We start from the raw sequence: 13,058 nt of genomic DNA, 5'->3' as shown, positions 1-13,058 counted from the left end.
TCCGCGACCTGTACGGCCCGACCCACAAGGCTTTCGCCGCGCTGGATGCAGCCGGTCAGGCGGCGCTCGACCGCGACATCACCGCGCTGCTGAACGAGTTCGACATCGGCGGCGGGCATGGCCTCGTCGCGCCGAGCGAGTACGCCGAAGTCGTGATCACCGTGGGCTGAAGCCGACGATGGGCAGCTTGCCGGCTTATCACCCTCGCTTCGCTGCGCGTCCCGCCCCACTGCACAGATCGGTGCAGTACGCGGTCTGCGGCCGGGACGCCATTCCCGGCGTGAGTCCGAAAACCGCAAGAGTCATCGACGCCCGATCAGTCAGGAAGGGCAGGATCAACGCTCCGCGCCCTTCCTCCACGCCTCCAGCTTCGCGCGCATTTCTGGTGGCAATTCAGCAGAGGCGGATAGCCGCCTTCCGCCGCAAGCTGCGGGTTCAAGGGGCCACTCAGGTTGCCCTTCTCGCTGACGTCGTCCGCGAAGCGCGTCAGCGCCTCGGTTATGCCTGCGACGCGCAGCGCCTCCGGACCCATGCTCGCCCCGCGAACATTGGCCCGATATCGGTCGGTGCGCCGATGATGCTGACTGAACAGGGTTTCACGAGGAAGAGCTTACCGCGCTGTTGGCAGCGACCAGGGTCGCTCGCATTCCATAGTGCACCGCGGATACGCGATTCAGGGATTCCTGCCACACGAAGACTGCTGAGGTGCGTGCTAAACCTCCGCACAACCCTTGACCCGTCAAGACAGCCTAGTTCGTTGCTGCAGCGCCTCAACGGATCAGATCGAGCGCTCCAGCATTTGGGCAAGCTCCGCTTTATCTTTCACACCTAGCTTGCCGTATATCGTCTGTAGATAGTTGCGGACCGTCACCGGCGAAATGCCAAGTAGCTGCGCGACCCTCTTGTGGCTGCGCCCTGCACCGAAATACTCTGCGACTTCCCGCTCGCGCGGGCTCAACCGGTCAATCGGTGTCAGCGGGCGCGCCTTCAGGAAGAAGAGGTCGCCGACGTTTCTAACTTCAACGGTGATTCGTGCGCCTCGGAACGTCTGCGGGTTGATCGTGTTCGTCAACGCGGCGAGAGGTCGCGGCAGCACCCGAGAAGTCCAATCGTTCCACTCTGAACGCACGACGGTTTCAAAGCCGCTGTCGGACACATAGATCGCGCCCCGCCGATCTGCGATTGCCACGAACGCATTTCTCCCGCGATTGGTTGCGTAGACCCTGTCGAGGTTCACGAGCCGATTGATCGTCAAAGCTTCTACGACGTGCGGAAACAACGCCTCAAATAATATTCGTTCATCCTCCGAAAACTGCTTGTCCGGGTCTTGCCGGTAAAGGGATACCCAGTTCGCGAGCGACATCTGCTGCTGCACGTACCCGGTGACCAAGGCATTCCCCACTCTGAAGCGCTTCGTGAGATCGCGCATCCCCGACTTGTCTCTTTCGCAAAAGACGGTGGGCATGTGGGCGTTATTAACCCAACCTGGTCTTTTCGAGCATTCGTACGCAACCGTGTCTTCGTGGTTTACGAGCTGCCAGCTGTCGATCATCTCGGGAGACTGCTCGTGAAGATGAATCGAATGAACGGCAAGTCCGTCCCCTGACAGCGTTCCGGTTCCCCACATGGACGAATCGAAACCCAGCACAGGCTTGAGCAGTCGAACGGCGGCTTCCTGGAACTGGTCGGCGGTCCTTTCACGCGAGGCGTGATAGACCTCAAGCACGAGGCGCGAGAAAGAACCGAGCAGATCGGCTTTTCTGGTCATGGCTATTCCCCCGCAGGCTCAAGTTTCGGGAGAGCCCGAGCACCGAGATCCCGGCGACTCGGCGAAACCGCACCCGCTCAGCCTGCCCTCCCCGCCGCCCTTCGGCCCCCCTTCTTATGACCGGGGAGATGCATTTGCATCATAGCAGCATCGGGCATGCGAGCCTACGCTTAAGGTAGGTCGGGAGGGTGGACGGGAGGTATAAAGTGAATAGGTGCTTATTGTCGCTAGCGGCGATCATTTCTAGTACGGCACTCTTTCATTTCGACTGCGCTGCAGACTCCTCTTCCGCCAGGGAACCAGATGTTCCAAATCGCAGTTCGTCGACACCGTCGTCTAATAACAATCAGCAGCGGATATATCAGGATGCGTTGGACCGAAACCGGGCTATCCGCGAGCAAGGCGAGGCGGTGAATCGAGCAATCGAAGATGCCGGCAAGAGTTATCTTGACTCTGTGCGTAAGCAGCAGGAACGCGAGGAACGCCAAGAGCGCGATCGCCAGGAAAGGATGGACCGGGAAGAGCGTGAATCGCTCAGACGGGAGCAGGAACTCGAACAGCAGATGCGGCGCGATCGGGAACGGGAACGGGTCAATGCGGATTACGAGCGGCAGCGTGCCCAGGACCGCGCTAACGAGGAGGCTGCTGCCCGCGAGCGCGCGAGACGTGCGCAACTCGCCGAGGAATCTGCACCAGCACGGCCGCTGCTCCCCCTCGCTAATCTTGCTTCGCCAGAAAGAACATTTTCTGAGGACGTGACCACAAGGAGGGATGCGCCCGCGTTCGATTCGGCCGGGGAACTTGTTCCGCAGACGATCGCTGTCGCGCACTCTACGACAAAGGTGTTAATCAGCGAAATGGCTGAGCAGATACGCTTCGGGGAGGACGTGAGCGTCAGGGAAGCTGCACGCTCGGGAATTCGAGAGACGGTTGATGAATCTGTACGCGAAACTGTTGAGAGTGAAATCCGTGACCTGATCCGCAAGTTGCCCGAGGAACAAAGCTTTAAGGTCGACGTTTTCTACAGCACTTTTGTGGACCCCGACACGAGAATGATCACACCATACAGCGCGGCCAGGAACGTGAGCGCGTACTTTGAACAGATGGTCGGCAAGCGACTTCGCGAATTCTTCGAGGCAACGAATCCCTAGACAGGTTTTCGATGAGGACGCACATCATGAACGTGCAGGCGGAACTGGCTGGGCGGACGAGTTCATACGTGGTGGTAGCGTTACTGGCGCTGACCGGTTTTTTGCCGATAGGGAGTTCATGGTCCCAAACGGGTACTGACACGCGTGTGTCCTATGAGCAGGTAATAGAAAGGTCGCGATATCTGCTGGAGCGAGGTGAGCTGGCAGAAGCCTACGTCACGGCATCTGCGGCAATGACGGTCGACGACAGCCGCTGGGAGGCATATGGGCTAGCTGCGCTGGCTCTCGGTGCTCAAGGCAACAATGCCGAAGCTGTGCGATCCATCGATCAGGCCCTCGCGCGGGCTCCAGCACCTAGAAAAGCTTCTCTGCACAGCATGCGCCGGCGTTTCAGCGCCGAGGCGGCGACTGACGCGCAAGCGTTGCGCACCAGCACAAAACTGTCAAGTGAGGGAAGACGCAGGTTCAATGAACTGATGCAGATTGCGAACCGCGCGGACAAAGCAGCCCTTCAACGGGACAGGATCAAGCTCCTTCGAGATTTCATGAGCAAGAGTGCGGAATTCATCATCGACTATCCGAATCAGGCAAATGTCTGGATGGTACGCGCCGTGGCCGCCATTGAGCTTGACTATCCGGGTTCAGGTTGGCTGGCCGGTCGACGGCTCAAACAATTGGGGTTAATGGAGAGCAACGATGAGCGCAATAAACGGGTTTTGGCTGAGCTCAGTCGAAAGGGCTGGCTAGGTGGCAAACGATCGTGGCGCGATTGGCCGAGATGGACGATGGCTCAGGCGCGCCGTGCGGCCGAAGAGGGGGATGCGGAGGCGCAATTTGCGATGGGGGATTGGTTCGCAAGGGGTATGTCCGACCTTCCCAAGAGTGATGTCGAGGCGGTCAATTGGTATCGACGGGCCGCGGAACAGGGATATGCGGACGCTCAGTTTGGGCTTGGTATGGCTTACGACTACGGTCTCGGGGTAGGGAAAAGCGAGAGCACAGCGGTTCAATGGTATGGAAAGGCTGCCGCGCAAGGCTTTGCTCCAGCGCAAAACAACCTAGGGATCCTTTATGCGCATGGTCGAGGAGTTAAGCAAGATCTTGTGTTAGCCGAAAAATGGTTTCGCATGGCAGCGAAACAAGGATTCGCTGATGGAAAGGCTGATGCCAAAAAAAACCTCAAGATCGTGATAAACGAGTTAGCGGCTGAGAAACGCTAGAATTGTTGATTCTCATTCATCCGCTCACACAGAACTCCGGACACTCTGGACTTGAGTTCTTGTTGATGAGTCGGCGCACCGCGTAGTGGAAATCGAAATTTGGTTGAGGCGACACGCGCGTTCGCTTGGTGCGCGGGTTAAAGATAGCCCACGACAACCTCTGCCTGCTCGGGACTGAGGGCGGGATTCAGCTTCCGCGTGGCGGCAACGTAAAATTCCTGGAGCACCTGGGTACTAAGGACGATGGAGCGCTCCATGACGAGACGGCGAAACTCGGCCCACGCCACGTCACGCTTTTTCGGAGCGTTACCATCGAACGGTAAAGAAGCACATTGGTATCGATGAAGACCTTCACCGCCGCAATCTCTCCGCATAGAGATCTTCTCTGGTAAACCGAGAGATGCGACGCTCGGGCGTGGCATCGGCAATCGCGTCGATCCCCTTAACGATCGCTTCCAGCTCGGCGTCGTCGTGGGCGATGCGCTCGAGGAAGTCACGCACCAGCGCGTTTACCGAAGTGCCACGCTCAAGAGCATGGATGCGTGCCTTCTTGAGCACCTCATCATCGATGGTCAACGTAAGGTTCGCCACCGTCTCGCCCTCCAAGTTCACACGGGATCAGTGTAACACTGGACCCGTGCCCATCAACCGGACAACGTCACTCGCTCCTTCCTCCACCGAAAGAAAGCACCCGCCGCACACCCCGCCACAGCTTTGGCAACGCCCACGCCACGAGACCCAGGAACAGCAGCAGTGCGACCAGAAACACGGCCGGTGCGGCAATTGCCGCCCACAGGCCGGCGGGGACGAGCAGGTCTTCGAGGCTCGACTTCGCCATGTTGCTGAACGGTTCCGGCGAGGTGTTGACCACCGCCCGCGCGCCCGCCTTGGCGAAGTGCGTGCCGGCGGTGATGCTGCCGCCGATGATGGCCGCAGCGAGCGCTGCTCCCGCTCCGGAGTCGCCGACCGCAGCCGCCGCAAGCAGCGCCCCGCCCGGCACGCGCAGGAAGGTGTTCACCGCATCCCACACGCTGTCGAGCCAGGGAATCTTGTCGGCGAAGAACTCGACGACCGTCATGAAGCCGCTTGCCGTGAGCACGAGCGGGCTCGCGAGGATCTCCAGGTGCTCGGGCAGCACCACCCAGCCGAGCTTGCCGGCCAGCCCGACGAGGAAGAGCGTCGCGTAGAGGCGAATGCCGCTTGCCCAGGCGAGCGCGGCGGCGACGGCAATTTCCGGCAGATACGCACCCATCGTCAGTGACCTAGCGGCTGACGGGGGAATGCTCCAGCGTGGCCGGCAGCGGCTCCTCCTCGATCTTCCGACGCTTGCCGACAAGCAGCGTGTATGCAGTCGGGATGACGAAGAGCGTGAGCAGCGTGCCGAACACGAGCCCGCCGACGATGACCCAGCCGATGGGCTGGCGCGATTCGGCGCCGGCGCCGGTGGCGATGGCGAGCGGCACCGCACCCAGCACCATCGCGGCGGTGGTCATCAGGATCGGCCGCAGGCGCAGGGTGGCCGCCTCGATCACCGCCGCGAACTTGTCCCTGCCGGTGTCCCGAAGCTGGTTCGCGAACTCCACGATCAGGATGCCGTGCTTGGTGATGAGGCCGATCAGCATCACCAGTCCGATCTGGCTGTAGACATTGAGCGTGCTGCCGGTGAGCTTGAGCGCGGCGAGTGCGCCGGTCATCGCGAGCGGCACGGTGAGCATGATGACGAGCGGCCCGACGAAGCTCTCGAACTGCGCTGCCAGCACGAGATAGATGAAGACGAGCGCAAGCACGAAGGTGAGATAGAGCGCCGCACCCGATTCGCGGAACTCGCGCGACTGGCCGTCGTAGTCGGTCTGCGCGCTCTTCGGCAGCTCTTCCCGCGCCGCCTGGTCGAGAAACGCCAGCGCCTCACCCACCGTGTACCCCGGCGCGACGTTGGCCTGGATGATCGCCGCGCGCAGCCGGTTGAAGTGGTTGAGCTCCTTCGGCGCCACGGTCTCCTTCACCTGGACCAGGTTCGCCAGTTGAATCAACTGGCCGTCCTTGCCGCGCACGTAGATCGAGGTGAGGTCGGTGGGCTGCCGCCGCGCCGCGTCCTCCAGCCGCACGATGACGTCGTACTGCTTGCCCTCGCGCTTGAAGCGCGTGACCTGGCGGCCGCCGAGCAGGGTCTCGAGCGTACGGCCGATGGTTTCGACTTCGATGCCGACGTCCGCCGCCTTCTCGCGGTCGATGGTCACCGAAAGCTGCGGCTTGTTGAGCTTGAGGTCGCTGTCGATGTTGGTGAGGCCGGGATAGGCACGTGCCCGTGCCATCACCTTGTTGACGAGCTGATCGAGCTCCTCGTAGGAGTTCGCCTGCACCACGAACTGCACCGGCGGGCTGCGGAAGCTCTGTCCGAGCGACGGCGGATCGACCGGGAAGGACAGCACGCCCGGCAGGGTCGCGAACATCTTGCCGCGCAGCCCGGCCGTGATTTCCTGCTGCTTGCGCGTGCGCTCCTCCCACGGCTTCAGGCTGACGAAGGAGAACACCAGATTGACCGGGTTGGGTTTCTCGAGGCCCGGCGCGACGACCACGAAGTAGTTCTGGACCTCGGGAATGTCCTTGTACATCTGCTCGACGCGGTGCGCGTAGTCGAGCGCGTAGTCCATCGTCGCGCCCTCGGGCGCCAGCGTGACGCCGATGAAGAAGCCGCGGTCCTCGATCGGCGCCAGCTCCGACTTGAGCGACCGTAACAACAGCACCGCCGCGACCGCCACCGCCAGAAAGATCACGACGACCAGCCAGCGATGGCGCAGCGTGCGCGTGAGCAGCCAGCGATAGCCGCTGTTCAGTGCGACGAAGAAGCGCTCGCTCCAGTTGTAGATGGCGCTGTGGCGCGCCTGATGCCGCAGCATCTTGGAACACATCATCGGCGTCAGCGTGAGCGCGACGAAGCCGGAAACGAGCACCGCCGCGGCGACGGTGAGCGCGAATTCCGTGAAGAGCTTGCCGGTGTTGCCGGTCATGAAGGCGAGCGGCGTGAACACGGCGGCCAGCGTCAGCGTCATCGCCACCACGGCGAACGCGATCTCCCGGCTGCCCTGCACGGCGGCGCGGATCGGCGGCGTGCCCTCCTCGATGTGACGGTAGATGTTCTCCAGCACGACGATCGCATCGTCCACCACGAGGCCGATCGCGAGCACGATGCCGAGCAGTGTCAGCACATTGATGGAGAAGCCGAGCACGTAGAGGAAGAAGAACGCGCCGATGAGCGACACCGGAATGGTGACGAAGGGAATCAGCGTCGCGCGCACCGACCGCAGGAAGAGGAAGATCACCAGCACCACGAGCAGCAGCGCCTCGACCATGGTGTGATAGACGGCCTCGATCGACTTCTCGATGAACACCGAGCTGTCGAAGGCGACGATAAGCTTCATGCCTTCGGGCAGCCCGGCTTCGATGCGCGGGATCTGGCGCTTCACCGCATCCGCGACCGCGAGCGTGTTCGCCGTCGACTGCTTCACCACGCCCAGACCCACGGCAAGCTCGCCGTTGACGCGCACCTCGTTGCGGTCATCGAGCGCACCGAGCTCCGCACGACCGACATCCTTCAACCGCACCGGATAGCCGCTCGCCTCGGCGACGATCAGGTTGTTGAACTGCTCCGGCGTACGCAGGTCCGTTTCCGACAGCACGGTGAACTCGCGGTTGTTGCCCTCGATGCGCCCGGCGGGAATCTCCACGTTCTGGCGCCGCAAGCCGGCTTCCACGTCCTGCGGCGTGAGGGCGAATGCGGCGAGCCGGTCGCGGTCGAGCCAGAGCCGCATCGCATACTTGCGCTCGCCGCCGATGATGACGGAGGAAACACCCGGCAGCGTCTTGATCGAATCGGCGATGTAGCGGTCGGCGTAGTCGGTGATTTCGAGCGGCGTGTGGCGATCGGAGCGGAATGCCAGCCACAGGATGGCCTGCGCGTCGGCCTCGATCTTGGAGACGACCGGCTCGTCGATGTCGGTGGGCAGTCGCGCACGCACGCGCGAGACGCGGTCGCGCACGTCGCTCGCGGCGGAGTCGGGGTCGCGCTCGCGCACGAACTCGATCGTGATCTGGCTCACTTCCTCGCGCGAAACCGACTTGATGGTCTTCACGCCCTCGATGCCGGAGAGCGAGTCCTCGAGCGGCTGCGTGACCTGGCTTTCCATCACCGAGGCGCTCGCGCCCTTGTACACCGTGCGCACCGACACCACCGGCGCGTCGATGTTGGGATATTCGCGCACGGACAGGCGCTGGAACGCGATCACGCCGAGCAGGACGATGACGAGGCTCATCACGGTCGCGAGGACCGGACGCTTGATGGAGAGCTCCGAGAGGTGCATGGAGGCCGGGCGCTCAGCCTTCCTTCTGCGCCGCGGCGGCGGACGGCACGGGCGGCGCGCCGATGACGGTGACGGGTGCACCGTCCTGCAGCTTGATCTGGCCGTCGACCACGACGGTGTCCTGCGGGGTGAGCCCCTTCACGATCTCCACCTCGCCCGGCCCGCGGGCGCCGGTCGTCACCGGCGTGAGCAGCGCCTTGCCGTCGACGACGCGGTAGACGAAGACGTTGTCGCCGCGCGGGACGATGGCCTGATCCGGCACGACGATCACGGCGTCGCGGGTGCCGAGCGACAGCACGACGCGCGCGAACATGCCCGGCCGCAGCTTGCGATCCTTGTTCGGGATGCGCGCGCGCACGAGCAGCGTGCGGCTTTTCTCGTCCACGCCGGGTTCGAGGGCGTAGATACGGCCCTTGAACGACTGGCCGGGAAACGCATCGACACGCACGGTCACTTCCTGATCGGGGCGCAGCGCACCGACGAACACTTCCGGAATGCGGAAGTCGACCTTGATCGAATCGACGTCCTCCAGGCGCGCGATGTCGGCGCCTTCCTTGACGTAAGCGCCCGGACTGACCTGACGCAGGCCGACGATGCCGGCGAACGGGGCACGTATCTCGGACTTCGCCAGCTTGACCTCGGTCTCCTGCCGGCGCGCGGCGGAGCGATCGAGATTGCTGCGCGCCTCGTCCACCGCTTCCTGGCTGATGAAATTCTGCTTGCGCAACTCCTGCGAGCGCTCGTAGCGGCGCGTTGCGAGCTTCGCGTCGGCATCCGACTGCGCAAGGATCGCCTTGTATTCGGACTGGTCAAGGGTGATGAGGCGCGCGCCCTTGGGCACCGACTGACCTTCCTCGAAGTGGATGGCGACGACCCGGCCGGCGATCTCCGGGCGGATCATCACCGACTCGTTGGCGAGCAGCGTGCCCACCGCCGACACGTCGGTGCTGAGCCGGCTCACGCGGACCTGCGCGGCCTTGACCGGCACGCCCTGTGGTGCGCCGCCCGCAGTCTGCGCCAGCGCCAGCGCAGGGCCAGCCAGGGCGAGCAGAACGAGAGCCCGGACGAGTCGGCACGCTGAAATTTTCAGCATGAGAGTGGTTGGCGCGGCGCGCACAAAATTCATGAGTTTACGTTTTGTGGGCGGCGCAAGGATAGCCAATAATCCGGGGAAATCCGGCAGGAACCCGGTGTCCCGGGTCAGAGGTTCGTCGAACGATGAAGACGATCCGTACGACGGGCACCCGAGGCAGGAATGCCGCGGGCGCCGCCCGGCGCGAAGCCGCGCGGCGCTCGGTTGGGGACCAGGCGAGCCTGGCGGCGATGATCGGCATTATCCTGCTCAGCGAACTTCCGACTCAGGACGCTCGGACATGAAACTCTCGCTCGACGCCTTGGCCGTGCTCGATGCGATCGACCGCAAGGGCAGTTTCGCCGCCGCCGCCGACGAATTGCACCGCGTGCCTTCCGCCATCACCTACACGGTGCAGAAGCTCGAACAGGACCTCGATCTCCTTCTCTTCGACCGGCGCGGCCATCGCGCGGTCCTCACCGAGGCCGGGGCGGAACTGCTGCGGGAAGGTCGCCACCTGCTGCGTGCCGCGAGCGCACTGGAGGCGCGCGTCAAGCGCGTCGCCACGGGCTGGGAAACCGAGCTTCGGATTGCCGTCACCGACCTCATCCCGCTGCCGCGCCTGTTCCCGCTGGTGCGCGAGTTCCACACGGTGGAGTGCGGCACCCGCCTGCGTGTTCTGACGGAGGTGTATGGCGGCTGCTGGGACGCACTTGCCGGAGACCGCGCCGACCTCGTCATCGGCGCCCCGGGCGACGGCCCTGCCGGCGGCGGTTACGCGACCCGCGCGCTCGGCCACGTGCAGTGGGTGTTCGCGGTGCGACCCGACCATCCCTTGGCGCGCGTGCCGCAGCCCATCAGGAACGACCAGTTGCTCGACCACCGCGCGGTCTCCGCGGCGGACAGCTCGCGCAGCCTCCCGCCGCGCACCTCCGGCCTGCTGTCGGGACAGGATGTCTTCACTGTGCCGGACATCCGCGCCAAACGCGACGCGCAGGTCGCCGGGCTCGGGGGCGGCTTTCTGCCGCTTCATCTGATCGGCCCGGACGTCGATGCCGGGACGCTCGTGGTCCGGGAAGTCGAGGAGCCGAAGCCGGAGATCCCCTTTTTCATCGCCTGGCGCGCGAAGGATCCGGGACGCGCCCTGCAGTGGTTTCTGTCGCGCCTGGAGGATCCGGACCTGTGCAGTGCGCTCATGGCACCGCTGCACGCGGACGAGATCGCGGCATTCGCCTGAGCGCTATTGCTGCTGGACCTGCTGTGCCTCGATTCTGCGGCGCACCTCGTCCATGTCCAGCGCTTTCGCCTGCTCGATGACACGGTCCAGGTCGCGCCCCGACACGGCACCGGGCTCGGCATAGAGAATGACCTGCTGCCGGAACACCATCAGAGTCGGAATGGAGCGGATGCCGAACTGATTCGCGAGTTCCTGCTCCTCGTCCGTGTTCACCTTGGCGAAAACGACACCCTCGTGTTTCGCCGACGCCGCCTCGAAAACCGGCGCGAACGAGCGGCACGGGCCGCACCAGGGCGCCCAGAAATCGATCACGACCATGTCGTTGCCGGTGACGACCTGATCGAAGTTGTCGACGGTGAGTTCGGTGGTAGCCATGCGCGTCAACCCTTGAACGGAGCGACTTTCTCGAACGTGAGCGTCTCGTCGATCAGCGGCTTGCCTCCGGCATCGTCCGGCACGACGGCGCGGATCTGGTATACCCCGCCCGGAACCTGGTCGGAGAGGGTGAACAGGTAATACTTGGCCGTCGACACCTTGCCGAACTTGGCCTTGTTCGGGTCTTCGAGGTAGGGCGACACCTTGACCTCGGTGCCGCTCACTTCCTTGCCGCCGAGGGAAAACTTGACGGGCCGCACCTCGGCGCGGTCGGCGAGCGCGAGCCGGATGCGCCTCTGGAAGTAAGGCGACTTGCCGCCGGTCAGGCGCTCCATCTCGCGGATGTCGCGCTCCAGGAACCACATGATCACCGGGTTGCCTTCGGCATGCTCGACCGGCGGGTAGCCCACCGCCCGCGGTCCGGTAAGGAATTTGGTCGTCGCGGTCCTGTCGTCTGCCTTGCCCTTCACGTCGACGTTGACGCTGTCGTCGAAGGCATCCTCGAGCGATCCGCTCTTGTGGAAGGTGTACTCAAGGCGAGCCGGGAGCTTGGTGTCGTGCAGGTGATTCGTCATGAAGAGCAGGGTCTCGGCTTGGGAGATGGGCTGCTGCGCCGACGCCGGGTCTGCCGGTGGCGCGTTCTGGGCAAAGGCGGGGGCGAGCGCGACTGCGAACAGCACCGCCACGAGACTGGGGACACGGAAGGACACGAAGGTTTACTCCTGTCGCTGCACGCACTGCCTCTCGCAGTCGCACGTGCTCAAAGGGATGGGATTACTTGGATGGCGCCTGGCGCGGGGTGTAATGGCCCGCACCCGCGGTCGTGATGACCTGCCCCTTGTCGTCGATCAGGGGCACGCCGTAAGCGAGCAGAATGCGCTCGATCTCGGTGCGGTTCTTTTCGATGAGCTGGTTGACCGTTTCCAGCCACTCCTTCTCGCCGCGCCGCACACCCATCGCGATGGCATAGTCGAACCTGATCTCGGGATCGGGCTTGAACGGCACGACCACGATGTTCGCGTTCTTGGCATTCTTCCCGAAATAGCCGGCGATCGGGCCCCAGGCGAAAGCGACGTCGATCTTCCCGTCGACCAGATCCTTCTCGATGATCTCGCCGGGGTACTGCTGCGGATCGCCGGTCATGCGCTGATAGGGCACCATCTGGTCGATGAGGTTGTGACGCAGCAGCCAGTCGACGGCGGGTGTCTGGGCGAAGGTGCCGAAGCGCAGTTTCTTCAGCTGCTCGGGCGGCAGCTTGAGCAGGTCGTCGGGCGTCTTGATGTTATCCAGGCCGCGGCCCTTTAGGAACACCATGGCATAAGTGGAGCGGAAGTAATGCACGGTCGCTGCACCTTGGTCGAAATCCTCCGACACCCCCATGACGAGGTCGCACTTGTACCGCTTCTCTTGCGGCACCTGAGCGCGCAGGGAATTGCGCACCCAGCCCATGCGCTGCGGAAACCAGAAGAACTCGAGCTTCCAGCCGAGTTCCTTCGCAAAGAGTTCGGCGATCTTGTTCTCGAACCCCTGCTGGTTTTCGTGCGAAAGCGGCAGATTGTTGGGATCGGCGCAAACGCGCAGCACCTTGTCCTTTTCCCCGGGCAGGGGTGTTTGCGCGAATGCAAAATGGGATGAAAGGAAGAGCAGCCCCGCGGCTCCCGCGAACGCGAGAACGCGCAGTGTTGTGCGCTGTGTCATATTCTTGGAATGAGACTATCCGTCCTCGATGAGCCCCTTCAGACAGGGGGCCATCGAAGAGGTTCAGTGACTCGGGCGGGCAGGGATTTACTGGGCCGGCATCAGCTCGACGCGCCCCGGCTTGATGGCGCCATCCGAGCGACCCTTGAGGTAAGCGTAGAGGTTGTCGATGTTGTCCA

General features: G+C 63.3%; 13 protein-coding genes. 4 read left to right on the top strand and 9 right to left on the bottom strand.

All coding sequences use genetic code 11. From position 1 onward, the window contains the following. The coding region (locus JNK68_04340; GenBank protein MBL8539581.1) for an SAM-dependent methyltransferase at positions 1 to 170 on the top strand (170 nt) is incomplete at its 5' end. A gap of 608 nt (positions 171 to 778) precedes the next feature. Here the strand turns inward: JNK68_04340 and JNK68_04335 are convergent. Further along, a complete protein-coding gene (locus JNK68_04335) occupies positions 779 to 1,768 on the bottom strand; it encodes a response regulator transcription factor (GenBank protein ID MBL8539580.1) in 990 nt (329 codons plus the stop codon). A 410-nt stretch (positions 1,769 to 2,178) separates the two neighbouring features. Between JNK68_04335 and JNK68_04330 the strand changes: the two genes are divergently transcribed. Both JNK68_04330 and JNK68_04325 read left to right on the top strand, forming a co-directional pair. Beyond that, on the top strand, positions 2,179 to 2,919 hold the full coding sequence (locus tag JNK68_04330; GenBank protein ID MBL8539579.1) for a hypothetical protein: 741 nt from the start codon (positions 2,179 to 2,181) through the stop codon (positions 2,917 to 2,919). Between the two features lie 26 nt (positions 2,920 to 2,945). Continuing rightward, positions 2,946 to 4,139, top strand: coding sequence for a sel1 repeat family protein (locus JNK68_04325; protein ID MBL8539578.1), 1,194 nt, complete (start codon positions 2,946 to 2,948; stop codon positions 4,137 to 4,139). 351 nt (positions 4,140 to 4,490) lie between these two features. Here JNK68_04325 and JNK68_04320 read toward each other — a convergent pair whose 3' ends face one another. From JNK68_04320 to JNK68_04305, 4 genes are all read right to left on the bottom strand, one after another. After that, on the bottom strand, positions 4,491 to 4,730 hold the full coding sequence (locus tag JNK68_04320) for a hypothetical protein (GenBank protein ID MBL8539577.1): 240 nt from the start codon (positions 4,728 to 4,730) through the stop codon (positions 4,491 to 4,493). Positions 4,731 to 4,797: 67 nt separating this feature from the next. Then, positions 4,798 to 5,391, bottom strand: coding sequence for a DUF4126 domain-containing protein (locus tag JNK68_04315; GenBank protein ID MBL8539576.1), 594 nt, complete (start codon positions 5,389 to 5,391; stop codon positions 4,798 to 4,800). A 10-nt stretch (positions 5,392 to 5,401) separates the two neighbouring features. Next, on the bottom strand, positions 5,402 to 8,497 hold the full coding sequence (locus JNK68_04310) for an efflux RND transporter permease subunit (GenBank protein MBL8539575.1): 3,096 nt from the start codon (positions 8,495 to 8,497) through the stop codon (positions 5,402 to 5,404). Between the two features lie 13 nt (positions 8,498 to 8,510). After that, the gene (locus JNK68_04305) at positions 8,511 to 9,590 is read right to left on the bottom strand and encodes an efflux RND transporter periplasmic adaptor subunit (protein ID MBL8539574.1); all 1,080 of its coding nucleotides are present in this window, start codon (positions 9,588 to 9,590) and stop codon (positions 8,511 to 8,513) included. Between the two features lie 280 nt (positions 9,591 to 9,870). Here JNK68_04305 and JNK68_04300 point away from each other — a divergent pair, with 280 nt between their 5' ends. Next, complete coding sequence (locus JNK68_04300) at positions 9,871 to 10,806, top strand: LysR family transcriptional regulator (protein MBL8539573.1); 936 nt, start codon at positions 9,871 to 9,873, stop codon at positions 10,804 to 10,806. Positions 10,807 to 10,809: 3 nt separating this feature from the next. Here the strand turns inward: JNK68_04300 and trxA are convergent, their stop codons facing one another. The 4 genes from trxA to JNK68_04280 all read right to left on the bottom strand — a co-directional run. Next, positions 10,810 to 11,181 (bottom strand): thioredoxin, encoded by a 372-nt coding sequence (gene trxA / locus JNK68_04295; GenBank protein ID MBL8539572.1) that lies wholly within the window; start codon positions 11,179 to 11,181, stop codon positions 10,810 to 10,812. A 5-nt stretch (positions 11,182 to 11,186) separates the two neighbouring features. Next, positions 11,187 to 11,891 carry a hypothetical protein gene (locus JNK68_04290; GenBank protein ID MBL8539571.1) on the bottom strand — a complete coding sequence of 235 codons (705 nt, stop codon included), beginning with the start codon at positions 11,889 to 11,891 and terminating at the stop codon, positions 11,187 to 11,189. Between the two features lie 64 nt (positions 11,892 to 11,955). Beyond that, positions 11,956 to 12,879, bottom strand: a complete 924-nt coding sequence (locus JNK68_04285) for a substrate-binding domain-containing protein (protein ID MBL8539570.1) — start codon at positions 12,877 to 12,879, stop codon at positions 11,956 to 11,958. A gap of 87 nt (positions 12,880 to 12,966) precedes the next feature. After that, the coding region (locus JNK68_04280) for a methanol dehydrogenase (GenBank protein MBL8539569.1) at positions 12,967 to 13,058 on the bottom strand (92 nt) is incomplete at its 5' end.

This window comes from Betaproteobacteria bacterium, from assembly GCA_016791345.1.
In the GTDB taxonomy this organism is placed as follows: Bacteria; Pseudomonadota; Gammaproteobacteria; order Burkholderiales; family JAEUMW01; genus JAEUMW01.
Note: the sequence above shows the minus strand (reverse complement) of the source record. Positions and strands in the feature narration are given on the sequence as shown.

Coding starts and splice junctions, on each gene's coding strand:
- JNK68_04335 (MBL8539580.1), bottom strand. CDS start 1,768: ATGACCAGAAAAGCCGATCTGCTCGGTTCTTTCTCGCGCCTCGTGCTT.
- JNK68_04325 (MBL8539578.1), top strand. CDS start 2,946: ATGAACGTGCAGGCGGAACTGGCTGGGCGGACGAGTTCATACGTGGTG.
- JNK68_04315 (MBL8539576.1), bottom strand. CDS start 5,391: ATGGGTGCGTATCTGCCGGAAATTGCCGTCGCCGCCGCGCTCGCCTGG.
- JNK68_04310 (MBL8539575.1), bottom strand. CDS start 8,497: ATGCACCTCTCGGAGCTCTCCATCAAGCGTCCGGTCCTCGCGACCGTG.
- JNK68_04305 (MBL8539574.1), bottom strand. CDS start 9,590: ATGCTGAAAATTTCAGCGTGCCGACTCGTCCGGGCTCTCGTTCTGCTC.
- JNK68_04300 (MBL8539573.1), top strand. CDS start 9,871: ATGAAACTCTCGCTCGACGCCTTGGCCGTGCTCGATGCGATCGACCGC.
- trxA (MBL8539572.1), bottom strand. CDS start 11,181: ATGGCTACCACCGAACTCACCGTCGACAACTTCGATCAGGTCGTCACC.
- JNK68_04285 (MBL8539570.1), bottom strand. CDS start 12,879: ATGACACAGCGCACAACACTGCGCGTTCTCGCGTTCGCGGGAGCCGCG.